Origin of the sequence: Arthrobacter sp. S39 (genome assembly GCF_004320525.1) — a bacterium.
In the GTDB taxonomy this organism is placed as follows: Bacteria; Actinomycetota; Actinomycetes; order Actinomycetales; family Micrococcaceae; genus Arthrobacter.
Genome location: NZ_SIHX01000001.1, coordinates 269,456 through 295,069 on the forward strand (window position 1 = coordinate 269,456; position 25,614 = coordinate 295,069).

At 63.6% G+C, this 25,614-nt stretch carries 18 protein-coding genes; 10 read left to right on the top strand and 8 right to left on the bottom strand.

Translation table 11 applies throughout. The features are described 5' to 3' along the window. Positions 1-21: 21 nt before the first annotated feature. The 4 genes from EYS21_RS01355 to EYS21_RS01370 form a co-directional block, all read right to left on the bottom strand. Entirely contained in the window at positions 22-1,932 is a 1,911-nt protein-coding gene (locus EYS21_RS01355; RefSeq protein WP_131131332.1) for a glycosyltransferase family 39 protein, read from the bottom strand. Further along, complete coding sequence (locus EYS21_RS01360) at positions 1,901-3,802, bottom strand: glycosyltransferase family 39 protein (protein WP_165478239.1); 1,902 nt, start codon at positions 3,800-3,802, stop codon at positions 1,901-1,903. Before EYS21_RS01360 ends, EYS21_RS01355 begins: the two co-directional genes overlap by 32 nt. Beyond that, positions 3,768-5,567 (bottom strand): glycosyltransferase family 39 protein, encoded by a 1,800-nt coding sequence (locus EYS21_RS01365; protein WP_242633229.1) that lies wholly within the window; start codon positions 5,565-5,567, stop codon positions 3,768-3,770. The genes EYS21_RS01360 and EYS21_RS01365 overlap by 35 nt, the downstream gene beginning before the upstream one ends. A 77-nt stretch (positions 5,568-5,644) precedes the next feature. Then, positions 5,645-6,883, bottom strand: a complete 1,239-nt coding sequence (locus tag EYS21_RS01370) for a bifunctional glycosyltransferase family 2/GtrA family protein (RefSeq protein ID WP_131131335.1) — start codon at positions 6,881-6,883, stop codon at positions 5,645-5,647. Positions 6,884-7,041: 158 nt separating this feature from the next. Here EYS21_RS01370 and EYS21_RS01375 point away from each other — a divergent pair, with 158 nt between their 5' ends. Further along, on the top strand, positions 7,042-8,172 hold the full coding sequence (locus EYS21_RS01375) for an acyltransferase (protein WP_131131336.1): 1,131 nt from the start codon (positions 7,042-7,044) through the stop codon (positions 8,170-8,172). Between the two features lie 36 nt (positions 8,173-8,208). Further along, complete coding sequence (gene glmM, locus EYS21_RS01380; RefSeq protein ID WP_131131337.1) at positions 8,209-9,570, top strand: phosphoglucosamine mutase; 1,362 nt, start codon at positions 8,209-8,211, stop codon at positions 9,568-9,570. Positions 9,571-9,634: 64 nt separating this feature from the next. On the opposite strand, the gene mscL is transcribed toward glmM, so the two are convergent. The 3 genes from mscL to coaA form a co-directional block, all read right to left on the bottom strand. Further along, positions 9,635-10,024 (bottom strand): large conductance mechanosensitive channel protein MscL, encoded by a 390-nt coding sequence (gene mscL / locus EYS21_RS01385; RefSeq protein WP_131131338.1) that lies wholly within the window; start codon positions 10,022-10,024, stop codon positions 9,635-9,637. An 86-nt stretch (positions 10,025-10,110) separates the two neighbouring features. Then, positions 10,111-10,899, bottom strand: coding sequence for a M15 family metallopeptidase (locus tag EYS21_RS01390; protein WP_131131874.1), 789 nt, complete (start codon positions 10,897-10,899; stop codon positions 10,111-10,113). A 110-nt stretch (positions 10,900-11,009) separates the two neighbouring features. After that, positions 11,010-11,975 carry a type I pantothenate kinase gene (coaA, locus tag EYS21_RS01395; RefSeq protein WP_131131339.1) on the bottom strand — a complete coding sequence of 322 codons (966 nt, stop codon included), beginning with the start codon at positions 11,973-11,975 and terminating at the stop codon, positions 11,010-11,012. Positions 11,976-12,121: 146 nt separating this feature from the next. Here coaA and glmS point away from each other — a divergent pair, with 146 nt between their 5' ends. From glmS to EYS21_RS01435, 8 genes are all read left to right on the top strand, one after another. Continuing rightward, complete coding sequence (gene glmS, locus EYS21_RS01400; RefSeq protein ID WP_131131340.1) at positions 12,122-14,014, top strand: glutamine--fructose-6-phosphate transaminase (isomerizing); 1,893 nt, start codon at positions 12,122-12,124, stop codon at positions 14,012-14,014. A gap of 5 nt (positions 14,015-14,019) precedes the next feature. Then, positions 14,020-14,367 (top strand): holo-ACP synthase, encoded by a 348-nt coding sequence (locus EYS21_RS01405; RefSeq protein ID WP_131131341.1) that lies wholly within the window; start codon positions 14,020-14,022, stop codon positions 14,365-14,367. Positions 14,368-14,404: 37 nt separating this feature from the next. Next, positions 14,405-15,940 (top strand): NAD(P)H-hydrate epimerase, encoded by a 1,536-nt coding sequence (locus EYS21_RS01410; RefSeq protein ID WP_131131342.1) that lies wholly within the window; start codon positions 14,405-14,407, stop codon positions 15,938-15,940. A gap of 116 nt (positions 15,941-16,056) precedes the next feature. Further along, the gene (gene glgX, locus EYS21_RS01415) at positions 16,057-18,312 is read left to right on the top strand and encodes a glycogen debranching protein GlgX (protein WP_131131343.1); all 2,256 of its coding nucleotides are present in this window, start codon (positions 16,057-16,059) and stop codon (positions 18,310-18,312) included. After that, positions 18,309-20,618 carry a malto-oligosyltrehalose synthase gene (treY, locus tag EYS21_RS01420; RefSeq protein WP_131131344.1) on the top strand — a complete coding sequence of 770 codons (2,310 nt, stop codon included), beginning with the start codon at positions 18,309-18,311 and terminating at the stop codon, positions 20,616-20,618. Before glgX ends, treY begins: the two co-directional genes overlap by 4 nt. Further along, a complete protein-coding gene (treZ, locus tag EYS21_RS01425; protein WP_131131345.1) occupies positions 20,615-22,384 on the top strand; it encodes a malto-oligosyltrehalose trehalohydrolase in 1,770 nt (589 codons plus the stop codon). Before treY ends, treZ begins: the two co-directional genes overlap by 4 nt. Before the next feature lie 96 nt (positions 22,385-22,480). Next, on the top strand, positions 22,481-23,518 hold the full coding sequence (gene mgrA / locus EYS21_RS01430) for an L-glyceraldehyde 3-phosphate reductase (RefSeq protein WP_131131346.1): 1,038 nt from the start codon (positions 22,481-22,483) through the stop codon (positions 23,516-23,518). Positions 23,519-23,689: 171 nt separating this feature from the next. Beyond that, positions 23,690-24,775, top strand: a complete 1,086-nt coding sequence (locus EYS21_RS01435) for an inositol-3-phosphate synthase (RefSeq protein WP_131131347.1) — start codon at positions 23,690-23,692, stop codon at positions 24,773-24,775. Positions 24,776-24,859: 84 nt separating this feature from the next. On the opposite strand, the gene EYS21_RS23945 is transcribed toward EYS21_RS01435, so the two are convergent. Next, on the bottom strand, positions 24,860-25,453 hold the full coding sequence (locus EYS21_RS23945) for a DUF559 domain-containing protein (RefSeq protein ID WP_347559515.1): 594 nt from the start codon (positions 25,451-25,453) through the stop codon (positions 24,860-24,862). Positions 25,454-25,614: the final 161 nt, after the last annotated feature.

The following is a 25,614-nucleotide window of genomic DNA, read 5'->3' on the forward strand; positions in this document are numbered from 1 at the left end:
TGGCGGGGCGGGCTTTTCATGTCATCGATCAGGCAGTTTGCTTCGAAGATCAAACAAGCGAACTCCGCCAATTACTTCAGACGTGAAGGTTTCCTCAATCCAAGAAACGACTGCAATAGTGTTCGAGCTTGCTGCCGCCCACTCTAGTATTCCTGGCTGGTGAATGTAATAGGCGATTCTCCGATTTGCCACCAGATCTTGGAGATCGCTCAGGGGAGGGTAAACGTCTCCAGTGGAAAAACCGCCTATAGACATCACACTACGGCCGGTGGCCAGTTGGTATAGTGCAGCATTTTGGCTACCAGTTGTCGCCGCAGCCCAAGTAACGTCCGAAGGTACCTCTTCAAGCAGGGCAGATATGTGCGGGATGACTGGTTCCCCGCGTGCTTCCGAAAACTTACTCTTCTCATTCAGGCGTAATTGCTCGGCGTCCCGCCTATGCCAGCTTTCCACTGAGGGTACAGGTCCAGAAATTGGGAATGATCCCTGCTGGGGGGTCGTTACCGACTCCGCAACAAACAGGCTGGGGATAAGCAGCAAGGACGCCGCGGCAAGGACGTAGCCAGCAGACGTGGCGCGCAACCGCTTGTTGCCCAGGAGTACGCCAAGAACTAATGAGGCGGCCAACGCCAATATTTTGACCAGGAAGCCTGCCCATGGCTGCCAATCCTGAAACCAAGTTAGGATCCCTGATGTCAAGAACATACAAAGCAGAGTCAACAGTGCAGCACCTCTCCGATAACGGAGTCGGCTCCGGTTCACCCAGAAGCTCTCTGCAGCATGCGCTGCGAGATAGGCCGCGGGAAGTGCCAGCATGCTTGTGTAATAAGGGTGGATGTCTCCCGTCATAAAGCTGAGCACTGTAAATGCCGTGCCAAACCACGCTAAGAGCAAAAAAGACAGAAACGCTTGTGTTCGTCCGAGGCTTCTTCGAAAGAGCCTCGCAATGAGGAAAGCAGCGCCCACGAATGCAACCGGCAGGAACCAAGCAATCTCGGGTGCGTAATTGATTGTCAGCAGTCTCCAAAGGCCAGCGTCATATCCGACGATTCCGTCAAAGTCCTTAGGGTTAGTGGCTCCCAAATGGGTCTGTCCTGTAAGCCTTCCGAGCCCGTTGTAACCAAACGTGAGTTCAAGAAAGCTGTTACTCACAGACCCTCCAATCCATGGCCTTTGGCTGGCAGGGGTGAACTCCGCGACCATCGTCCAAATCGAAGGGGGCAGAACCATAACGACAGCGGCAACCAACAGCTGTCGCACCCTGGCCACCACCGGGCCAACGCCAAAGAGGAAAATGGCGCCAACCACGGCCGGAACTATGATCCAACTCTGGAATTGCTTGCAGAGAAAGGCCATTCCTAGGAGGGACGCGGCCACGTATAGGTAGCGTGCTGCGTTCTTCTCGACCGCCTTGACGACATAGAAGACCACCACGGCCCAAAGTAACAGAAGGAGCGCGTCCGGGTTGTTGAATCGAAAGATCATTGAGGTCACCGGGGTGAAAACAACAAACAAGCCAGCAATCACGGCTTGTCGACGACTGCCCAGAACCAACGCCGTCCTGTACACCAGCCAGACCGTCGCCATGCCCATCAGAGCCTGAGGTGCCAGTACGCTCAGAGAGCTAAGCCCGAAAGCCTTCACCGAAAGCGCCAAGACCCACAAGTGCAGTGGCGGTTTGTCTACTGTGAGTCCGTTTCCTGCATCCGCGGAGCCAAACAGTAGTGCAACCCAGTCCACAGAGCCGGCCTGAGCTGCAGCCGCGTAGTACGGGTTACCCCAGCCGTTTATGGACAGGTTCCAAAAGTACACAAGGCCGGCCACTGCCAAAAGGAACAGGTCCGGCCACAGTTGAAACCAGCGCCTCTGCGTAACGGCCAGAGCTTCCTGAATCTCCGGCCTAAAGCGCAAGGCGGTAGACGGTGACGCCATCGATATTCTCCGCTCTGAAGGTGTTGCGTACCCAGTCGTGAATAGCCGCCAATTCTGAGCTGTTCCCCGGAACCATGAGTTGCTCCGGCTGTTCAACCAGGTAGCAAAGCCGCCCAGTCAACGCGGCCTGTTGGAATTGCTCCAGCTTCGGGCTGGGATCCGTTGCTGCGAAGCCACCGATTGGCATAATTGGCCTCCCCACTTCCAGTTGGAACCGAGCTGCAGTTTGGCCTGGATATGTAGCGGCAGCCCACGTGCAATCGGCGTCTGCACTACGAAGAAGTTCGGCAATTGCCGGACTCGGACTATTGCCAATGGCCAGCCCCGAAGCCCACGCCGGATCCTGCACCCTGACGCCTTGGAGGAAGCGGCTGAGTGTGTGTGGGTTTCTTGCAACGCCACCGGACAGTGGATTCGAACCATTCTGGGGAGAACTGAGCGTGATCACTGAGCAGTACAAAGGCCCCACAAGCAGGCTGCCAATTGCCAGCCATGACGCCGCCACTGAAATCCACTTCTGCGGAGCAGGCAGAAGCAGGACTGCGCCGGAAAGTAACCCGGCGTAAAGGAGCGCGTTTCCGAGCCATTCCAAATACGCGTCGCTCAACTGCCACATCGCGTGGGAAAAGATAGAGCTCGCAACTACTGTCAATCCAAGCCCTACTCGGCTTAGGACTGTCCTGCCGGAAGTGAAGGCGAGCTCGGCGCCCAGACCGATACATAAAGCCAGCGGTGCTGCCAGTGATGCAGTGTAGTACGAATGAAAACTATTCCCCATGAATGACAAGACGATATAGGTGGTGGCCAGCCAGCTCACTGCAGCGGTGGCGAGTATGGATTTCTTGCGACTGAATCTCCCGGATACGAGTTGAACGGTGATGGCGATAGACGCTATAAGGGCTGGGACTAGTAGCCAACCGATCTCTTGCCCGTAGTTTGCATTAAACAGTCTGAAGAACCCTGCATCGGTATCAAGGCGCCGCATCGCTTCGGGAATCAGCGCCGTGGAAGGGTCCGCTTCACGCTTCAGCACGCGATCGAGACCGTTATATCCAAGGGTCAGCTCCAGCATGCTATTCGTGGCTGAACCACCGACATAGGGGCGGGACATGGGGGGTGTCAGTTCCACAACCATCGGCCAGGCAAGCGAACCGGCAACAAGCATCACGCAAGCAAAAAGAAGCGTGACAAGCCGTTTGGGCCAAGCAAATGATGAATACACAAGGAAGACGAGGACTATGGCTGGCAGCACCAGGAACGCTTGGAGCTGTTTTGTCAGAAAGCCCAGCGCGAGAAAACAGGCCCCTAGATAAAGGAGTCGACTCCGGTCTGTCTCTACGGCCCGAATCCCAGCATAGAGGGCCGAAAGCATGAGGAGCACCATCAGAGGATCAGGATTGTTGTACCGGGCTAGAAGGACCGTAATAGGAGTCATTGCAAAAACAGCAGCGGAGAGCAGCGCCAATGATGCGGGCAAGTGCGGCCGCGCCACCCGATAGATCAATAGGGTGCTGGCCATGGTCATCCCAGCTTGCGGAAGGAGGAGCGCCCACGTATTCAGTCCAAATATTCGGACTGACAAGCCCATAATCCACAAGCTCAACGGAGGCTTATCCACGGTTATGGAGTTGCCCCAATCCGCGGATCCAAAGAAGAGCGCGGCAAGATCATGCTGGCCAGCTTGGACGGCGGCGGAATAGTACGCATTGGCCCAGCCGTTGCCAGCCAGTCCCCAAACATAAATCAGAGCAGATCCTGAGATAATGCCGATCAGCGTGCCAATTTCCCAAGTTCGGGTACTGCCTAAATTATGGTTTTTGTGGGGCTTGACCCCCTTATTTCCTAAGGTTGTAGATGGTGACGCCGTCAACGTTCTCCCCCTTGAAGTTGGACTGCACCCAATCCGTGATAGCAACAGCATTACGTCCCAGGGGGACTTCGTCCACAATTACTTGCTGGTGAATGAAGTATGCGATACGCCGGTCCTCCACGATCCCTTTGAACTGGTCGACAGTGGGCGCCGGATCATCCCCAAGCCATCCCCCGAGGGCAATCACGGGGCGTTGCGACGCGAGCTGGTACACGGCAGCGTTCTGAGCCGTGTAGGTCGCGGCGGCCCATTCCGCTCCGTCCGAAGTACGCAGCATTGTGGCTACTTCGGCCGAGGGTTCCACACCGAATCCCAGATGCCGGGCCAATGGCGGATCACCGCGCCGCGCTGCATCAAGATGGGCTGACAAAGCACCAGGGTTGTTGCCTACTGGACCTGAGAGTGGATTAGTGCCCGAGTGCAATCCGGAAAGCGTGACGATGTCGGTGGCGATAGGCGCTAAGACCATAACCAACGGGATCACGGAGCACGTAAGCAGTTTTTGGAGTCTCGTCGCGGCGAACAGCCATCCCGCAACGCCGAGCATCATTACACCGACGACCGTTACGGGCCACGGGCCCCATTCATTGCTGTATTGAAAGATCCGGACAGCCGTGTAACCCGTTCCGATCAGCAGTACGGCGCCGACGAGACGGAGCACGAGCCGGTGTCGCTGGTTCCACAACATAACGAGGCCCAGAGGGACCATAAGGGAAATAGGGGCCGCGATCGAAAAGACATAGTATGTGTGGGTCATCGTGCCCATGAAACTCAATACTGCGTAGACGGCTCCTAGCCACACAACTCCCACCGTCATCAACCCTGACGCGAGTCTGGTTCCACCCGATTGGCGCCACAGCATGACCAGTGCGAGTGCGCAAGTTAGCGCTGTGAACAGCAACCAAGCGCCCTCGGGGGCGAAATTTGCGTTGAAAAGCCTGCTGAAACCTCCGTCATACTCAGTCGCTGCGCCATTAGGTCCAACGGCCGTCCCGGTCTGCGGATCGACGCTGAACCGCAGAAACCGTGCCAGCCCGTTGTAGTCGAGTGTCAGTTCGAGCATGCTGTTGGTTGCGGATCCGCCGACGTATGGCCGATCGGCTGCCGGGGTGAGATCGACGATTGCCAGCCACCAGCCTCCGCTGATTACTAGGGCTCCGAGGGCAACTAGAAGACGGAAGACCCTGGAACCGAGCGTGCCCGCGCCGAAGAGTAGGACGGCGAGTACAAGGGCGGGGATTGGCAGGAAGGCTTGAATCTGTTTTGCCATGAATCCGAGCCCGAGTGCGGTTCCGGCGAGCAGGTACCAGGTCCAGCGATTGTCGTCGATGGCTCGGATCACGAAGTAGACGGCGGCGACTGTGAGGAGGCCCATGAGGGGTTCGGGGTTGTTGTAGCGGGACATGAGCACAACGACGGGGGTGGTGGCATAGATCAGACCGCCCAGCAATGCAGGTGCGGCTGTGTGGCTGCGGCGGATGATTTTGTAGATTAGCCAAGTGGTGGCCACGCCCATGATGGCCTGGGGGACCAGGAGGGCCCATGACGTGAGTCCGAAGAGCCGGACGGAGAGCGACATGATCCAGATGCTCAGCGGCGGTTTGTCGATAGTGATGAGATTGCCGGCGTCGAGGGATCCGAAGAAGAAGGCTTTCCAGTCTTGAGACCCGGCCTGGGCGGCTGCGGAGTAGTAGGGGTTGGCCCAGCCATTGCGGTCCAGGCCCCAGAGGAACGTGAGCGCCGTGCCCGCTAAAAGGACAGCCAAGCCTATCTGCTCCCACGGCAGCGGCCGCCAGGCAGTGTCCTTCGCAGGAGCCTTGGAACGGCTCGTCTCTGTGACACTCAACGGACGGGATGCCCAGCAGGCCGCAGCGCCAGGACCGCGGCACGTTCGTCGATGCGGCGGACCCGGAAGACCCAAATCCGTAGGAGCACAAACCTCATGAGCGTGGCGAAGACGTTGGCAGCCGTCAGCGTGAGGAGTTCAGTACTAGGCGCGGCATCCAGATTTACTGTGTGAAGCACCAGCAGGGACGAAGACGTGATGCCCCAGGCCAGCACGAACACGATCAGACCCTGGAACTGCTGGGTGAATAGTTTTGCCGGGCCGCTGATGCCGAACGTGAACCTGCGGTTCGCTGCCGTGTTGCCCACTGCTGTGAACAACAGGGCCAGGAAGTTCGCCTCCTGGGCCCCGAAAGGACCTTGCAGCATCAAGTAGAGCAGCGCGAAGGCCAAAGTTGAGACAACACCAACGAGGCCAAACCGGATGACCTGGCCAAAGAAGCTCGGCCGTCCTGGAGGCACAATCGGTCGGCGGCCGAGCTCCGCATAGATCGCCTGTACTGGAATGGAGCCTTTCACCAAGGATCCAGCCACGCGGACCATGCCGCGCAGGTCGTCCAGAGCGGTCTGCTTGATGTCCACTCGGCTGTCCGGGTCGTCCACCCAGTCAACGGGAATCTCATGAATACGCAGCCCCGAACGTTCGGCGATAATCAGCAGTTCTGTATCAAAGAACCAGCCATTGTCTTCCACATGCGGGAGCAAACGACGGGCTACATCGGCGCGAATTGCTTTAAAGCCACACTGGGCATCGGAAAAGCGCACCTGCATAGTCCGCCGAAGCAGGAAATTGTAGGATCTGGAAATGAATTCCCGCTTAGGCCCGCGGCTTACGCGCGAGCTCTGGCCGAGGCGCGTTCCAATCGAGATATCGGAATGTCCGGACAGCAGGGGAGCAACCAGCGGCGGCAGGGCCGCGAGGTCCGTAGAAAGGTCCACGTCCAGGTAGGCCAGCACTTTCGCGTGAGAGGCACCCCAGGCATCACGGAGGGCATAACCGCGTCCTTTGACTTCAAGGCGCCGATATTCAACATTCGGTAGTTGCTCGCTGAGTCGAGCCGCAATCATCGGAGTCCGATCGGTGCTTGCGTTGTCGGCAATGGTTATTTTCCATGTCGAAGGCATTTCGTGCGTCAGGTATTTGGCGAGCCTTGAGATGCTGTTTTCGAGTACGGCTTCCTCATTGAAAACCGGTACTACAATTTCGAGCGCCAAGCCCCCATAGCTAGGTGTCATGCATGAAAGAGTAGAGGCCCTAAACTCCGGGGGCGAGGCTTTTTGCCAAAGACAGGTACAGTCCAAAAAAACCAAGTAGTCCGCCCGATCCGCGCGGCCAGAGGACAGGTAGACACCACTCGGGCGTCCCGTTCCATCCGATCTTTAATGTGGAGCGCATGGGGGACTCCAACGAAACACGCACGACCGCGCGCTACACCTCGCTCGACGGTTTGAGGGGTCTCGCCGCTTTGGTCGTGCTCATACACCACTGCTTCTTGGTATCCCCTCAACTCTCTGCGGCGGTGGACAGCAATGGGACGGGACCGTTCGAGCCGTGGGTGTGGTGGACTACCTTCACGCCTCTGCACCTCGTGTGGGCAGGCCAAGAGGCGGTGTATGTATTCTTCATATTGTCGGGCTTCGTCCTGACCCTGCCTTTTGTCCAGGCCTCGCGGCCGAATTGGGCAGCCTACTACCCCAAGCGCATTGTCAGGATCTATTTGCCGGTCTGGGCTTCCCTGCTGTTCGCGCTCCTGATGGCGTGGACGGTTCCACGGGTAGCAAGCGCGGAATTCAGCTCGTGGTTAAACCTGCACGACGAGACGCCCAACGCGGTGGCCGACGCTTTCCTGCTTCGCGGAGCAGGCGCTCTCAACTCGCCGCTCTGGTCACTCCAGTGGGAGATACTCTTCTCCCTCATCCTGCCGCTCTACTTAATTGCCGCCTTACGTATCCGGCGCGCATGGATTCCCGGCCTAGCAGGGCTTTTGGTGCTCATCGCGGTTGGAAACATGATGTATACGGCACTTCCGGTGTACCTTCCTATGTTCGGCATCGGTGTTTTGTTGGCCGTGCGGCGGGACGTCGTGAAGGGTTGGGGCAGCAAACTCGGAGCATGGGCGTGGATGGGCCTCCTCACCGCATCGCTGGTCCTGCTTTGTTCCCGTTGGCTTTTCGTGCAACTGCCGGTCGTTATCTCCATGGCTTCTCTCGGTGGCGTAATACTCATATTTGCCTTCATCGCATGGCAGCCAACGATTGCCTTGGGAAACAATTCCCTCGTTCGCTGGCTCGGCGTGCGGTCCTTCAGTCTCTACCTGATCCACGAACCCATCGTCGTGTCCGTTGCCTTCTCATTGCATGAAACAAACCCGATCCAGATTGCTTTGGTCGCCGTGCCATTCTCTTTGCTGGCGGCCGAGGTCTTCTTTCGCTTAGTGGAGAAGCCGAGTCACCGGCTGTCCAGGTTCATTGGCAGGAACATCGCGGGTCGCGGTCGCCGTCGGGATGAAGCTTCGATTGCTTGACCGTGAGCATTTCGGCCCATCCTCTAGACTTGCACGGTGTCTAGATTATTTGGAACAGATGGTGTCCGGGGCCTTGCCAACGGTTTGCTGACAGCGGAGTTGGCGATGCAGCTGGCCCAGGCGGCCGCCGTCGTGCTTGGCCACGACCGCAATACCAACGGCAGCCGGCCGCGCGCCGTTGTGGCCCGTGACCCGCGCGCGAGCGGTGAGTTCATCGCCGCAGCCGTGGAGGCGGGGCTCTCCAGCTCAGGCATCGACGTCTACGACGCCGGCGTCCTCCCGACGCCGGCCGCAGCCTACCTCGTGGCTGACCTGGACGCAGACTTCGGCGTGATGATCTCCGCCTCGCACAACCCTGCCCCGGACAACGGCATCAAGTTCTTCGCCCGCGGCGGCCAGAAGCTCCCGGACGACGTCGAAGACGCCATCGAGGCGCAGATGACCAACGAGCCCGTGCGTCCCGTCGGTGTCGACGTGGGCCGGATCCAGCGTTTCTCTGACGCTGAAGACCGCTACATCGTGCACCTGCTGCGCACTCTGCCGCACCGGCTGGAGGGCATCAAAGTGGTGCTGGACTGCGCCCACGGCGCCGCCAGCGGCTGCTCCCCACAGGTGTTCAAGGACGCTGGCGCCGACGTCGTGGTCATCGGCGCCGATCCGGACGGCCACAACATCAACGACGGAGTCGGCTCCACGCACCTGGGCCCGCTCAAGGAAGCCGTTGTGAAGCACGGCGCGCACCTCGGCATCGCCCACGACGGCGACGCCGACCGCTGCCTCGCCGTGGACCACGAAGGCAACGAAGTGGACGGCGACCAGATCATGGCCATCCTTGCCGTCGCGCTGAAAGCCTCCGGAAAGCTCAAGGACGACGTCCTGGTGGCCACCGTCATGAGCAACCTTGGCCTGAAGATCGCCCTCCGCGAGGCCGGCATCAGCATCCGTGAAACTGCGGTCGGAGACCGTTACGTCCTGGAAAGCATGCGCGAAGGCGGCTACAACCTGGGCGGCGAACAGTCCGGGCACGTGATCTTCGCCGACTACGCCACCACCGGCGACGGCGTACTCACCGGGCTGCAGCTCGCAGCGCAGATCGCACTCACCGGCCGTCCGCTTAAGCAGCTCGCCACGGTCATGACCAAGCTCCCGCAGGTCCTCATCAACGTCCGCGGCGTGGACCGTACCCGCGTCCACAGCTCAGAAGCCCTTGCAGCCTCCGTGGCCGTCGCCGAGGCGGAACTGGGCGACACCGGCCGCGTGCTGCTGCGCCCCTCCGGTACTGAACCGGTGGTCCGGGTCATGGTGGAGGCAGGCGACGAGCTAACGGCGCAGGACATCGCCGAGCGCCTCGCCCAGGTGGTCCGCACGGAGCTCGCGCTGGAGCTCGTTACTGACTGATCCAAGAGACAAAGAAGCGGCCCGCCTCCGAAAGGAAGCGGGCCGCTTTTTCGTGGGGCGGAACCTAGAGTGGCCGGCTCTGCAGCGAATCCCGGATCTCGGTGAGCAGGGCGATCTGCGGATCTTCCGCGGATTCTTCCTTGACGTCGGGGTCGATCCCGAGCCGGCGGTTGCGGCGTTCGATCATGTGGTTCATCGGCAGAACCACCACAAAGTAGATGGCGGAGGCGATCAGGAGGAACGAAATGATGGAGGAGATGACGGACCCATACATGAATCCCTCCCACTGCATTTCTGCAATGCCCTTGGCACTGAACAGACGTCCGATCAGGGGCGTGAGCAGGCCTTCGACAATCGACGTGACGACGGCGCCGAAGGCGGCACCCATCACAACTGCGACGGCAAGGTCAACGACATTGCCCTTCATAATGAAATTCTTGAATCCTGTCAGCATAGGATCCAAGCTAGCGCAGGTGGGTTAGCCCCTCATGACAGGACTGTTAATTCCTGACCGCGTGTCGGGCACCAAGCATACGTACTTTACGGATACCCGGGCGCTGCCTCGACGCCGAAGTACTCCTCCAGCGTGCTGATGCCCCGGTTCGCCATGTCCGTGGCAGCCTCCACTCCGATGTACCGCAGGTGCCACGGCTCGTAGTAGTACCCGGTAATCGGATGGAACATCCACGGATACCTGACGATGAACCCGAATCGGTGGCCATTCGCCTTGACCCAGGCCGCGGCTGGCTGGTCCGCGAAGCACGGCTGGAAACCGCACGCCCCGCCGCCGTCACCGATGTCGAAGGACCATCCGGTCTGGTGCTCCGAGTAGCCGGGCCTGGCGCTGGCCGTGTCCGCATCCGCCTGCCCACGCGCAGCCACGTAGCCGTTGTACGTGGTTACCTGGGTGCCGTACGAGCGGTATCCACTCGCCAGCGTGATGCTGACGCCGTCCCGCGCTGCCGCAACGAACATCGCTTCCGCGGCGGCCGCCGTCGTGCTGTTCAGCAGCGCCGCCTCGCCGGAAACCGTCACCGGGATGTTGGGTTGTACCAAGTCCGCGGGCACATAGTCAGCCGGCACCAAGGGCCTGTATTTGTTGACCACCAGCCACGGGCTCGCCGGTTCCGTCAGCGAGAACTGCCGGGGGAGGGCTGCGGCGGGGGACGGTGCAACAGGTGCCTGCGCTGCCGGCTCAACTGCCGCCGTCGGACTTTCCGAAGCGGCCGCCGCGGCAGGGGAGGGAGAAGTTGGGGAAAGGGCAGGGGAGGACGACGACGGCGCCACCTGGGCGGGTGCGTCGGGTGTGCAGGCTGCCAGGACAGTCAGCCCGGCACCGGCCGCGAGGAACCGGGCGAAGCTGCGCCGGCTGGCCCCTGCCGCCGGGGTGCGGTCAGCAGGGACGCCTTCAACGGCGGCGCAGTCGTGGCACACGCGTGCTAGACCTTGCGCAGGAGCATGCGGCGGATGGAATGGTCGGCGTCCTTGGACAGCACCAGCTGGGCACGGCCGCGGGTGGGCAGCACGTTTTCTTCCAGGTTGGGCTCGTTGATCCGCTTCCAGATGTCCCGCGCGGTGGTCTCAGCTTCCGACTCGGAGAGCGTGGCATACCGGTGGAAGTAGGACTCCGGCTGCGCGAACGCCGTGCTCTGGAGCTTGCGGAACCGCTCCACGTACCACTCCTCGATGTAGGACGTCGGGGCGTCCACATAGATAGAGAAGTCGAAGAAGTCGCTCAGGGCAAGCCCCTGCTTGCCGTCGTGGCGCGGGCGTGCCGGGGCGAGGACGTTCAGACCCTCGACGATCAGCACATCCGGGCGGCGGACCACCACTTCCTTGTCCGGAACAATGTCGTATGTGACGTGGGAGTACCAGGGCGCCCGGACTTCCTCCGCGCCGCCCTTGATTTCGCTGACGAAGCGCAGGAGGGCACGCCGGTCGTAGGACTCCGGGAAGCCCTTGCGTTCCAGGAGCTGCCGCCGCTTGAGCTCGGCCAGGGGGTACAGGAACCCGTCCGTGGTGATCAGCTCAACGTTGGGGGTGCCCGGCCAGCGCCGGAGCATCTCGCGGAGCACACGGGCGATGGTTGATTTGCCCACCGCCACCGAACCGGCCACGCCGATCACAAACGGGGTGCGCTGGGTCTGTTCGCCCAGGAAGGTGGTGGTGGCCGCATGAAGCTGGCCAGCGGCCTCGACATACAGATGAAGGAGACGGGACAACGGCAGATAGACCTCGCGGATCTCCTTCATGTCCAGAGGATCGCCGAGGCCGCGCAGACGGACAATGTCCTCTTCGTTCAGAGGCTGTTCCATCTGGGCTGCGAGCCGGGACCAGGTCTGCCGGTCCAGCTCAACGAACGGGGAGACACCTTCGCCGTTCGCTTCATTGCGTTGCACAGTCACTTTAGAGATTCTGCCCTTCGCGCGGCTGAGAGCGAAATGCAAGACGCGGCCTGCCGTTGCTGCGGCGGCGAACACGGGCGGATAGGACGGCTTGCCCGGCACTGTCCAGTTTAGATCTCCCTGCGGCTGCCGATAAGCTTGTCCCCATGTGTGGAATCGTGGGATATGTAGGCCGTTCGACTGGCCAGGGAATTGCCGGTCACAGTGCGCTGGATGTTGTCCTTGAAGGATTGCGCCGCCTGGAGTACCGGGGTTACGACTCTGCGGGGGTTGCCGTTGTTGCCGACGGCGTCATCTCCTCCCGCAAGAAGTCCGGAAAACTGAGCAACCTGCTCGCCGAACTGGAAGCCAACCCGCTGCCGGAGACCTTCACCGGTATCGGCCACACGCGCTGGGCCACGCACGGCGGCCCCACGGACCAGAACGCGCACCCGCACCTGGCCGACGGCGGGAAGCTGGCCCTGATCCACAACGGCATCATCGAGAACTTCGCCGAGCTGAAGCTTGAGCTGCTGGCCAAGGGCGTTAAGTTCGCGTCCGAAACGGACACCGAAGTGGCCGCCGCCCTGCTCGGCGACATCTTCCGCACCAAACTGAACGGCGACACCAGCAACGGCGGCCTGACCAAGGCCATGCAGCTGGCCTGCCAGCGCCTCGAGGGCGCGTTCACGCTCCTCGCCGTACACGCTGACCAGCCGGACGTGGTCGTGGCCGCGCGCCGCAACTCCCCGCTGGTGGTTGGCCTGGGTGAGGGCGAGAACTTCCTGGGCTCAGACGTCTCTGGCTTTATCGACTACACCCGCCGCGCGGTGGAACTGGGCCAGGACCAGATCGTCACCATCACGGCTGATTCCGTGGAGATCACCGACTTCTACGGCGCCCCTGCCCATGGCAAGGAATACCACGTCGACTGGGACCCGGAATCTGCCGAAAAGGGCGGCTTCGACTCGTTCATGGAGAAGGAAATCCACGACCAGCCCGACGCCGTGGCGCAGACCCTGCTGGGCCGCTCTGACGTCAACGGCAAGCTCACCCTGGACGAGCTCCGGATCGACCCGGCCCTGCTGAAGAACGTCAACAAGATCATCGTCCTGGCCTGCGGCACGTCCGCGTATGCCGGACAGGTGGCCAAGTACGCCATCGAGCACTGGTGCCGGATCGCCACCGAGGTGGAGCTCTCGCACGAGTTCCGTTACCGCGACCCCATCGTGGACGCCAACACCCTGATCGTGTCCATCTCCCAGTCCGGCGAGACCATGGACACGCTGATGGCTGTCCGTTACGCCAAGGAGCAGGGCGCCAAGACCCTGTCCATCTGCAACACCAACGGGTCCACCATCCCGCGTGAATCCGACGCCGTGCTGTACACGCACGCCGGCCCGGAGATCGCGGTGGCCTCCACCAAGGCGTTCCTGGCGCAGATCACTGCCGCGTACCTGCTGGGCCTGTATTTGGCACAGCTGCGCGGGAACAAGTTCCAGGGCGAGATCAAGGACATCCTGGCGGACCTGGGCAAGATCCCGGCCAAGATCCAGCGGATCCTGGACAACGAGGACCAGATCAAGGAACTGGGCCGGTCCATGAAGGACGCCAAGTCGGTGCTGTTCCTGGGCCGCCACGTGGGCTTCCCGGTGGCCATGGAAGGCGCGCTGAAGCTCAAGGAGCTCGCCTACATCCACGCCGAAGGCTTCGCTGCCGGCGAGTTGAAGCACGGACCCATCGCCCTGATCGAGGAAGGCCAGCCCGTTTTCGTGGTGGTCCCGTCCCCGCGCGGCCGCGATTCGCTGCACGCCAAGATCGTCTCCAACATCCAGGAAGTCCGGGCCCGCGGCGCGAAGACCATCGTCATCGCCGAGGAAGGCGACGAGGCCGTGAAGGCCTACGCCGAGCACGTCTTCTACATTCCGGAGACACCCACGCTGCTCGCGCCGCTGCTGGCCACCGTGCCGCTGCAGATCTTCGCACTGGAACTCGCCTCGGCCAAGGGCTACGACGTGGACCAGCCGCGCAACCTGGCCAAGAGCGTCACCGTAGAATAAGCCGCATGATTGTTGGCATAGGCGTAGACGTTGTAGACATCGAGCGGTTCGGCCGCCAGCTTGAACGCACCCCCGGGCTGCGGGACCGGCTGTTTGTACCCGCGGAGCGGGAGCTGAACACGCGGTCCCTGGCCGCGAGGTTCGCGGCCAAGGAAGCGGTGGCCAAGGTCCTGGGCGCCCCTGCCGGCATGAACTGGCAGGACTGCTGGATCGGTTTGGACCAGCACGGCCCCACGATCCAGGTCAAGGGCACCGTCCTTGCGGTGGCTGAGGCCAAGGGCGTCAAGCGGTGGCATGTGTCCATGAGCCACGACGGCGGGATCGCCACGGCAACGGTCCTGGCCGAAGGCTGAAAGCCCCAAGGCTGGACCTGCCAGCGGGACTGACGACATGATCAGCGCCTACACCGGAACCCAGGTCAGGGAGGCCGAACAGCCCCTCTTGGCCGCCGGCATGGGTGCCGTGCCGATGCAGCGCGCCTCGCACGGCCTGGCCAATGCTGTGGTCCGTGAGCTGCACGCCCGCGGGCGGCGGCTCTACGGTGCCGGCGTCGCCGTCCTCGCGGGCAAAGGCAACAACGGCGGCGACGGCCTATTCGCCGCGTCCTTCCTGGCCGCCCGGGGAATGCGTACGACGGCGGTGCTCACCTCCGATTCGGCACACCCCGAGGCGCTGGCCGCCTTTGAGCGGGCAGGCGGCCGTGTGCACCGGCTTACCGACTCCAACCCCGGCGAGCTGGCGGCACGCGTGGCGGGTGCCGACGTCGTCATTGACGCGATCCTGGGGACCGGCGCACAGGGCGGGCTCCGCGGAGCTGCCGCAGCCCTGGTAGGGGCGCTTTCCCGCAGCAACCTGCCCCTGGTGGTTGCGTGTGACGTGCCCAGCGGCGTGGACGCCGACACCGGCGAGGCCCACGCCCCGGTGCTGTCCGCCGCACTGACCGTGACTTTCGGCGCCGCGAAGGCCGGCCTGCTGGCCGATCCGGGCGCCGACCACGCCGGCCGCGTCGAGGTGGTGCCGATCGGGATCGAGGAGCACCTCCCATGGCCCGCGCTGCGGCGGTTTGAAGCCGCTGACCTGGCACGGCTCCTCCCGCAGCCGCAGCGGCGTTCACACAAGTATTCCCGTGGCGTTCTGGGCGTGGTCGCCGGGTCCGCCACCTATCCCGGAGCGGCGGTCCTGGCCTGCCGCGGCGCGCTGGCCGCCGGCGTCGGCATGGTGCGGTACCTGGGCCCGCCCGAGGTGGCGCACCTGGTCCGGCAGTCCTGTCCAGAGGTGGTGTGCAGCACCGGAACCGTGGCGGAAACCCACGTCCAGGCCTGGCTTGTGGGCCCAGGCATGGGCCCGGAGGACCACGAACAGCTCCAGCGCGCGCGCGACGCCGTGGACTCGGGGCTGCCTACTGTCGCCGACGCCGGAGCACTTCCCGGCCTGCCGCTGATCCTGGCCCCGCAGATGGTGCTCACGCCGCACGCCGGCGAGCTCGCGTCCCTGCTGCGACGGCTGGATGCCGACCACTCCCTGACCGAACGTTCCGCCGTGGAGGCGAACACACTCGGCGCCGTCCGGCACGCCGCGGGGCTCACCGAGGCCACCGTCCTCCTCAAGGGCGCCACCACGCTGGTGGCATCACCCTTCCAGGATTTCTACAGCCAGGCGGACGGCACACCCTGGCTCGCCTCGGCCGGCAGCGGCGACGTCCTGGCCGGAATCATTGGTGCGCTGCTCGCCCAGGTGGGGTCCGACGTCGGCCGCTTCCGTGATGCAGGCATCGATCCGGACGAGCGCTGGGCCGCCATCGCCGCCATGGCGGCGAGCCTGCACGGCCGGGCCGGAGCGGCCGCGTCTGCCGGCGGACCGCTGGCCGCGGGCCGGATTGCGGACGCCTTACCGGACATTTGGGGTAAAGTCAGCATGCTTACTTAATAGGTGGCCTGGAAACGTAATAGTCACAGCCACGCATTACGGTAAGCATAGGTTCTGCACGGCAGCGTGGACCGGAACGTCAGGAACGCGCTGTTGAACGACAACGAGGAGCACGCATGGAAATCTGGCCCGGATCGGCTTATCCGCTGGGAGCCACTTTTGATGGAACCGGCACAAACTTCGCGCTGTTCAGCGAACGCGCCGAAAAAGTGGAGCTGTGCCTCTTCGATGACAACGGCGTTGAGACGCGCTTCGGGCTGGACGAAGTGGACGGCTACGTCTGGCACGGCTACGTCCCCCAGGTCCAGCCCGGGCAGAAGTATGGCTACCGCGTCCACGGCCCGTATGACCCCGCCTCCGGCAACCGGTTCAACCCCAACAAGCTCCTCCTGGACCCGTACGCAAAGGCCGTGCACGGGCAGGTGGACTGGGACCCGTCGCTGTTCTCCTACAACCTCGGCGAGCCGGACTCCGTCAACAACGAGGACTCAGCCTCGCACATGATGATGGGCGTGGTCATCAACCCGTTCTTCGATTGGGACGGCGACCACAACCTCCGTGTTCCGTACCACAAGTCGGTCATCTACGAGGCCCACGTCAAAGGCCTCACCCAGCTCCACCCCGAGATCCCCGAGGAGCAACGCGGCACCTACGCCGGCGTGGCGCACCCCTCCGTCATCTCGCACCTGCAGAAGCTCGGCGTCACCGCCATCGAACTGATGCCCGTGCACCAGTTCGTCAATGACGGCACGCTGCAGGACAAAGGCCTGAACAACTACTGGGGCTACAACACCATCGGCTTCTTCGCCCCGCAGAACACCTACAGCTCCACCGGGGACACCGGCCAGCAGGTCCAGGACTTCAAGGCCATGGTCCGGTCCCTGCACCGGGCCGGCATCGAAGTGATCCTGGACGTGGTCTACAACCACACCGCCGAAGGCAACCACCTGGGCCCCACGCTGTCCTTCAAGGGCATCGACAACGCCTCCTACTACCGGCTGATGGAGGGCGACGAGAAGCACTACATGGACTACACCGGCACCGGCAACTCGCTGAACGTCCGCCAGCCGCACTCGCTGCAGCTGCTGATGGACTCGCTGCGGTACTGGGTCACGGAAATGCACGTGGACGGCTTCCGCTTCGACCTCGCCTCCACCCTGGCGCGCGAGTTCTACGACGTCGACAAGCTCTCCACGTTCTTCGAACTCATCCAGCAGGACCCGGTCGTGTCCCAGGTCAAGCTCATCGCGGAGCCCTGGGACGTTGGGCCCGGCGGCTACCAGGTGGGCAACTTCCCGCCGCAGTGGACGGAATGGAACGGAAAGTACCGCGATACGGTCCGCGACTTCTGGCGCGGCGAGCCGGCCACGCTGGGCGAATTCGCCTCGCGCATTACCGGTTCCGCCGACCTCTATGAGCACTCAGGCCGCCGCCCCGTCGCGTCCATCAACTTTGTCACGGCCCACGACGGCTTCACCCTGTCCGACCTGGTGTCCTACAACGAGAAGCGCAACGACGCCAACGGCGAAGGCAACAACGACGGCGAATCCCACAACCGTTCCTGGAACTGCGGAGCCGAAGGCCCCACCGACGATCCGGCTGTGCTGGGGCTGCGCGCCCGCCAGCAGCGGAACTTCATAGCCTCCCTGCTGCTGTCCCAGGGTGTCCCCATGCTGCTGCACGGTGACGAACTGGGCCGCACCCAGCAGGGCAACAACAACGGGTACTGCCAGGACTCCGAACTGACGTGGATCAACTGGGAAAGCATCGACCAGCCGCTTGTGGAGTTCACGGCCGCCGTCAACGCGCTGCGGGCCAAGCACCCCACCTTCCGGCGAAGCCGGTTCTTCGACGGGCGCCCCGTGCTGCGGGGCGAAGGCGAACGGCTGCCTGACATCGTATGGCTCGACGTCGACGGCGACACCATGAAACCGGAGGACTGGGACAGCGGGTTCGGCCGTTCGGTAGGCATGTTCCTCAACGGTGACGGGATCCAGGGCAAGGACGTCCGCGGGCGCCGGATCACCGATGTGAACTTCCTACTGTACTTCAACGCGCACGACGACACCGTGAAGTTCACCCTTCCCAACGATGAGTACGCTCCGGCGTGGGACATCATCATCGACACGGCCGGCCACAATGCGGACACTGCACCGGTGAAGGCCGGGCAGTCCATTCCCGTTGAGGCGAAATCCCTGGTGGTCCTTCGGGCCCACATGGTGGAGGAAACCGAACCGGACCATTCAGTTGCTGCGTCGCTGGCGGCCCTGACCCAGACGAGCACCAGCGAGACCGAAGCCCTGAGCACGCCCACCGTGCCGGAGCCCAAGAAAACGAAGAAGGTCACCAAGCCGAAAGGCGCTGCAAAATGAGGGTTCCGGCATCAACGTACCGGCTGCAGATCCGACGCAGCTTCACCCTCTTTGATGCGGCAGCCAAGGTCCCGTACCTGAAATCCCTAGGGGCCGACTGGGTCTATCTGTCGCCGATCCTGACGGCCGAGCAGGCTTCGGACCACGGCTACGACGTCACGGACCCGTCCGCCGTCGACCCGGAGCGCGGCGGCCCCGAGGGCCTGCTGGCACTGTCCACGGCTGCCCGCGAGCACGGCATGGGCGTCCTGGTGGACATCGTTCCCAACCACGTGGGTGTGGCGTCACCGCCGCAGAACCCCTGGTGGTGGTCGCTGCTGGCGGAGGGGCAGGACTCTCGTTACGCAGAAGCGTTCGACGTCGACTGGGAGTTCGGCGGCGGCCGGATCCGGCTGCCGGTGCTGGGCTCCGATGACGACGTGGACCAGCTGGAGGTCAAGGACGGCGAGCTTCGCTACTACGACCACCGCTTTCCTTTGGCGGCGGGCTCCTACACTGAGGGCGATTCGCCGCGGGCCGTCCATGACCGCCAGCACTATGAGCTGGTCTCGTGGCGGCGGGCGGACAGCGAACTGAACTACCGCCGCTTCTTCGCGGTCAACACGCTGGCGGGCATCCGCGTCGAAACCCCCGGCGTGTTTGAGGAAGCCCACGCCGAGGTGGCCCGCTGGTTCCGGGAAGGACTGGTGGACGGCCTGCGCGTGGACCACCCGGACGGACTCGCCGACCCTGCAGGGTACCTGCGCTGGCTCAAGGAACTCAGCGGCGGCGCCTACGTCCTGGTGGAAAAGATCCTGGAACCCGGCGAGGTCCTGCCAGGGGAGTTCGCCTGCGAAGGGACCACCGGTTACGATGCGCTGGCCGAGATCGACCGGGTCCTGGTGGACCCGGCCGGCGAGGCAGGGCTGGATGCCCTGGACGCAAGCCTCCGCGGCGGTTCCCCCGCCGATTACGCCGAAATGATCCGCGGCACCAAGCGGATGATCGCCGACGGCATCCTGCGGTCCGAGGTGCTGCGGCTGGCCCGGCTGGTTCCCGCCTCGCACGGACTGGCAGAAGACCAGGCCGCCGATGCCATTGCCGAAATCATCGCCTCATTCCCGGTCTACCGGTCGTACCTGCCGGTGGGAGCCGAGGTGCTGAAGGAGGCCTGCGAGTCGGCGGCGGCACGCCGTCCGGACCTCGACGTGGCCGTCGGCACGCTGCTGCCCCTGCTGCTCGATCCCAGCACCGCGATCGCCGTCCGCTTCCAGCAGACCTCGGGCATGGTGATGGCGAAGGGCGTGGAGGACACCGCGTTCTACCGCTACACCCGGCTGGGTGCGCTCACCGAAGTGGGCGCTGAACCCACCGAGTTTTCTATTGCTCCCGAGGAGTTCCACCACCGGATGCGCCGGCGGCTTGCGGACCTCCCGGAATCCATGACCACTCTTTCCACCCACGACACGAAGCGCAGCGAGGACGCCCGGGCCCGGATCTCGGTTATCGCCGAACTCCCCGGCGACTGGACGGCCACGCTGGGCCGGCTGCAGGAGCTGGCGCCGGTTCCGGACGGACCCTTCGCCAACCTGCTGTGGCAGGCAGTGGTCGGTGCGTGGCGGGCCTCCCGCGAACGGCTGCAGGGCTACGCGCAAAAGGCTGCCCGGGAAGCCGGCAACTCCACCACATGGACCGACCCGGACGAAGAGTTCGAAGCGACCGTCAGGGCAGCTGTTGACGCCGCCTTCGACGACGCCCGTGTCACGGCCGTGATCGAGGACTTCGTAGCCAGCACGGATTCCTTCGCAGCCTCCAACTCGCTGGCCGCCAAAATGATCCAGCTGACCATGCCCGGGGTTCCGGACGTGTACCAGGGCACGGAGTTCTGGGACCGGTCGCTGACCGACCCCGACAACCGGCGCCCCGTGGACTTCGCGCGACGTGAAGAGGAGTTGGCCAGGCTCGACGGCGGGCTGTTGCCTGATGCCGGTACGGAAGCCAGCAAGCTGCTGGTCACCTCCCGTGCCCTCCGCCTGCGCCGCGACAAGCCCGAACTGTTCCAGGGCTACAGCCCGGTCCCGGCTTCCGGGGCGGCAGCGGGACACCTACTGGCCTTTGACCGGGGCGGCGCCATAACCCTGGCTACCCGGCTCCCCGCCGGACTGGAAGCCGGGGGCGGGTGGCGGGACACCGCCGTCGAACTCCCCGGCTCCCTGCGCGACGAACTCACCGGCAACAGCTTTGGACCCGGCACCGTTTCGGTGGCCGAGATCCTGGGTACCTACCCGGTGGCCTTGCTGGTACCGGCGGACGGAGACGACTCATGAGCCTGACCCACACCGGATCCGGACGCTTCGACGTCTGGGCACCGAACCTCTCCACTGTGACGCTGCTGGCAAACGGGACGCACTACCCGATGGTGAAACTGGAAAGTGCCCCCGGTGCTGAGGGCTGGTGGACCGCACCGGACGCCCCCACGGACGGCGAGGTGGACTACGGCTACCTGCTGGACGGGGACACGCATCCGCTGCCGGACCCGCGCTCGCGCCGGGTGCCGGACGGGGTGCACGCACTGTCCCGGACGTTCAGCCCCCGCGACCATGAGTGGCAGGACACCGGCTGGCAGGGGAAGGAACTCCGCGGCTCGGTCATTTACGAGCTCCATGTAGGGACGTTCACGCCGGAGGGAACCCTGGATTCAGCCGCGGAAAAGCTCGGCTACCTCGCGGACCTGGGCGTGGACTTCGTGGAGCTGCTGCCCGTCAACGGCTTCAACGGAACCCACAACTGGGGCTACGACGGCGTCCAGTGGTACGCCGTCCACGAAGGCTATGGCGGGCCCGCGGCCTACCAGCGTTTTGTGGATGCCGCCCACGCGGCCGGCCTCGGAGTCATCCAGGACGTTGTCTACAACCACCTGGGACCCAGCGGAAACTACCTCTCCCGCTTCGGGCCGTACCTCAAGCAGGGCGACGCCAACACGTGGGGCGATTCGGTCAACCTGGACGGCCACGGCTCGGACGTGGTCCGCGAATACATCCTGGACAACGCCGCGCTGTGGCTGCGGGACTACCATGTGGACGGCCTGCGCCTCGATGCCGTCCACGCCCTCCGGGACGAGCGCGCGGTGCACATCCTGGAAGAGCTAGGCGCGCTGGGTGACGCGGTCTCGGCCGAAACGGGGCTGCCCAAGACCCTGATCGCCGAATCGGACCTGAACAACCCTCGGCTGCTCTACCCGCGCGATCTGAACGGCTACGGCCTGGCCGGACAGTGGAGCGACGACTTCCACCACGCCGTCCACGTCAACGTCAGCGGGGAGACCACCGGCTACTACGGGGACTTTCAGTCCCTGGCCGTGCTGGCCAAAGTCCTGAAGGACGGCTTCCTGCACGACGGCAGCTACTCAAGCTTCCGCGGACGCCACCACGGCAGGCCCATTAACACCTCGCTCGTGGAGCCATCGGCCCTGGTGGTCTGCAACCAGAACCATGACCAGATCGGCAACCGGGCCACAGGGGACAGACTCTCCCAGTCGCTGTCCTTCGGGCAGCTGGCTGTCGCGGCGGTCCTGACCATGACATCGCCGTTCACGCCCATGCTGTTCATGGGCGAGGAGTTCGGCGCGTCCACGCCGTGGCAGTTCTTCACCTCACACCCCGAGCCTGAGCTGGGGAAGGCGACGGCGGAAGGCCGGATCCGCGAGTTCGAACGGATGGGGTGGGATCCCGCCGTCGTACCTGACCCGCAGGACCCGGAAACGTTCCGCCGCTCCAAGCTCAACTGGGCCGAGGCTTCTGCCGGGGACCACGCGCGGCTCCTGCAGCTCTACCGTTCACTCGCCGCGCTGCGCCGGGAGCATCCGGAGCTGGCTGGGCTGGGGTTTGCGGAGACCCGGGTGGAGTTCGACGACGACGCCGGCTGGCTGCGTTTCCGCCGCGGATCCGTCGAGGTGCTGCTGAACCTCTCCGAGCAGAAGGCCGCGTTCGACGGGGCAGGGACGCTGCTGCTGGCCACGGAGGAAGTGCCTGCCGCCGATAACGGTGCGCTGGCGCTCGGTCCGTGGAGTGCCGCCGTCGTGAAGGCTTTGTAGTTCCGGCCGCCGCGCCGCGGGCTGATTGTGTCAGCCCGCGGCGTAACAACGGCTGCGGGGGCTGTAGCCTGCGTCACAGCTGGCAGGATGGAACGTATGACTTATTCAGCCGCGGAAAACCGCTATGAATCCATGCCCTACCGCCGCGTCGGCCGCAGCGGACTGAAGCTCCCGGCCATCTCCCTTGGCCTCTGGCACAACTTCGGCGACGACAAGCGTTTTGACGAACAGCGTGCCATCCTCCGCCGCGCGTTCGACCTTGGCGTGAACCACTTCGACCTCGCCAACAACTATGGCCCGCCGGACGGCTCTGCCGAAACCAATTTCGGCCGCCACCTCGCGGACGACTTCAAGCCCTACCGGGACGAACTGACCATCTCCACCAAAGCCGGCTACTACATGTGGCCCGGCCCGTACGGTGAATGGGGCTCCCGCAAATACCTCATCTCCAGCCTGGACCAGTCCCTCCAGCGGATGGGCCTGGACTACGTGGACATCTTCTACAGCCACCGGCCGGACCCGGAAACGCCGATGGAGGAGACCATGGGCGCGCTGGACTACGCCGTCCGCTCCGGCAAGGCGCTCTACGCCGGCATCTCCTCCTACACTCCGGAACAAACCCTTGAAGCTGCCAGGATCCTGAAGGAACTCGGCACTCCGCTGCTCATCCACCAGCCCAGCTACTCGATGCTGAACCGCTGGACCGAGAACGGGACGCCGAACCTCTACGAGGCCCTGGACCAGGTGGGCGCCGGGTCCATCGCCTTCTCGCCGCTGTCGCAGGGCCTGCTGACGAACCGGTACCTGAAGGGTGTCCCCGCCGATTCACGCGCCGCCAAGGAGCGCTTCCTCTCCGAAGCGGCCCTCACGGAGGAGAAACTGGACCGCGTGCGCGGCCTCAACTCGATCGCCGAGGGCCGCGGCCAGTCGCTCGCCCAGATGGCCATCGCCTGGATCCTGCGCGACCAGCCCAAGGGCACGCCGGTGACCTCTGCCCTGGTGGGGGCCTCGAGCGTCAGGCAGCTGGAGGACACCCTCTCCGCCATCAACGACCTGAAGTTCACCACCGACGAGCTGACCGCCATCGACGAGTTCGCGGAAGCATCGGACATCAACCTCTGGCAGAAGAAGTAACACTTCCGATCTGCGCACGAACCAACTGGGCGGGGCGCCGGGGAACAATCCCGGCCCCCGCTCAGTTGGGTACTATGAAAAGGCGCCGCGTGGCGCCATGCCTGCTGTCCGCCGTCGTACGTTCCAGTACTGACCGTGCGGCGGCTGAAGTTTTGTCCTCAAAGGAGTTCCGTGTCTTCAAATCCGATTCGTGTTGCAATCGTCGGTGTGGGTAACTGCGCCGCATCGCTCGTCCAGGGTGTGCACTACTACCGTGACGCCGATCCCGAGGCCACGATCCCCGGCCTGATGCACGTGGAGTTCGGCAAGTACCACGTCAACGATGTCCAGTTCGTTGCCGCCTTCGACGTGGATGGCAAGAAGGTCGGCGTTGACCTCGCGGATGCCATCCTCGCCAGCGAAAACAACACCATCAAGATCGCCGACGTGCCGCCCACCGGTGTCACGGTCCAGCGCGGCCACACCCTGGACGGCCTCGGCAAGTACTACCTTGAGACCATTGAGCAGTCCCCGTCAGAGCCGGTCGACGTTGTCCAGGCCCTCAAGGACGCCAAGGCCGACGTTATGGTCTGCTACCTGCCCGTTGGTTCGCAGGAAGCCGCCGAGTTCTACGCCCAGGCAGCCATCGACGCCGGGGTAGCTTTCGTCAACGCGCTTCCGGTGTTCATTGCCGGCACCAAGGCCTGGGCTGACAAGTTCACCGCCGCCGGCGTCCCGATCGTGGGCGATGACATCAAGAGCCAGATCGGTGCCACCATCACGCACCGCGTCATGGCCAAGCTCTTCGAAGACCGCGGCGTCACGCTGGACCGCACGTACCAGCTCAACGTCGGCGGCAACATGGACTTCAAGAACATGCTGGAGCGCGACCGCCTCGAGTCCAAGAAGATCTCCAAGACCCAGGCCGTGACCTCCAACGTTGAAGCTGAACTGGCTGCCAAGGACGTCCACATCGGCCCGTCGGACTACGTCCAGTGGCTCGATGACCGCAAGTGGGCCTTCGTCCGCCTCGAAGGCCGCAACTTCGGCGACGCCCCGGTGTCGCTGGAGTACAAGCTGGAAGTCTGGGACTCACCGAACTCCGCCGGCGTGATCATCGACGCCATCCGCGCGGCCAAGATCGGCCTGGACCGCGGCATCGGCGGCCCGCTGCTGTCTGCATCCAGCTACTTCATGAAGTCCCCGCCGGAGCAGTTCAACGACGACCTCGCCCGTGAAAAGGTCGAGGCCTTCATCCGCGGAGACCTCGAGCGCTAACCCACCCCCGGACTTTCGTTGCCCTATCACTTGTGGTCCCCAAACCAGGGGTTTAGCAACCACAAGTGATGGGGCAACGCGTGTTTAACGCCCATGCAACGCTGCGCGGACCCTGCGCACCGCCGCCCGGAAGTCGTTGGCCAAATCGTCGGCGTTGAACTTGAAGTACCGCCAGCCTGCGGCATTGAATGATTCGTCCCGGCGATTGTCGACGGATTGCTGTTCGCGCGTAAGGTGATGGCCGCCGTCGTACTGGATGGCAACGCGCTGGGCGCGGTACCCCATGTCTGCGGCCGGCGACCAGCGGTTGTCACGCTCGACACGTAGCTGCAGTTCTGGCTCCGGCAGGCCAGCGGCTGTCAAGGCCAGCCGCAGGAAGGTCTCGGGTGCAGAATCCGAGCCGGAACGGATGAGTTCTGCGGCTTCCCTCGCTTTCACGATTCCCTTCAGTTTCGGGTGCCGCTTCAGCATTTCTTTCAGCAGTGGCAGGGTCGACCAGGGGTCAGAGCGGGCATCAAGATCAAGCCGCGGCTGGCGAACCAACTGGTCTCCCACAGCCACCAAGTCCTCCAAAGGCAGGATGCCCGAAAGGTCAAGCCAAGTCCGGGCCGGTGTGGAGATCCGAATCCCGTCCAGCTCCATGACTTCTTGATCAAATGCCAAGACGGTGTGGCCCACGACGCCCTTTCGCCGTACGGGCGGCAGCTCTCTCGGTTTGCTCAGATGGAGTTCCCCGCATTCGCGGAACCATGGTGGGAGCCATAGTCCCAGGATGCATGCCGCCGTCACGTGCGAGATCCACGCCCCAGGCGTCGCTGCGGATAAGGCCCTCGCCAGCC

Excerpts from the sequence above, each read along its gene's own strand:
- EYS21_RS01355 (WP_131131332.1), bottom strand. The coding sequence starts at position 1,932 with ATGGCGTCACCGTCTACCGCCTTGCGCTTTAGGCCGGAGATTCAGGAA.
- EYS21_RS01370 (WP_131131335.1), bottom strand. The coding sequence starts at position 6,883 with ATGACACCTAGCTATGGGGGCTTGGCGCTCGAAATTGTAGTACCGGTT.
- EYS21_RS01375 (WP_131131336.1), top strand. The coding sequence starts at position 7,042 with ATGGGGGACTCCAACGAAACACGCACGACCGCGCGCTACACCTCGCTC.
- mscL (WP_131131338.1), bottom strand. The coding sequence starts at position 10,024 with ATGCTGACAGGATTCAAGAATTTCATTATGAAGGGCAATGTCGTTGAC.
- glmS (WP_131131340.1), top strand. The coding sequence starts at position 12,122 with ATGTGTGGAATCGTGGGATATGTAGGCCGTTCGACTGGCCAGGGAATT.
- EYS21_RS01405 (WP_131131341.1), top strand. The coding sequence starts at position 14,020 with ATGATTGTTGGCATAGGCGTAGACGTTGTAGACATCGAGCGGTTCGGC.
- EYS21_RS01410 (WP_131131342.1), top strand. The coding sequence starts at position 14,405 with ATGATCAGCGCCTACACCGGAACCCAGGTCAGGGAGGCCGAACAGCCC.
- glgX (WP_131131343.1), top strand. The coding sequence starts at position 16,057 with ATGGAAATCTGGCCCGGATCGGCTTATCCGCTGGGAGCCACTTTTGAT.
- treY (WP_131131344.1), top strand. The coding sequence starts at position 18,309 with ATGAGGGTTCCGGCATCAACGTACCGGCTGCAGATCCGACGCAGCTTC.
- treZ (WP_131131345.1), top strand. The coding sequence starts at position 20,615 with ATGAGCCTGACCCACACCGGATCCGGACGCTTCGACGTCTGGGCACCG.
- mgrA (WP_131131346.1), top strand. The coding sequence starts at position 22,481 with ATGACTTATTCAGCCGCGGAAAACCGCTATGAATCCATGCCCTACCGC.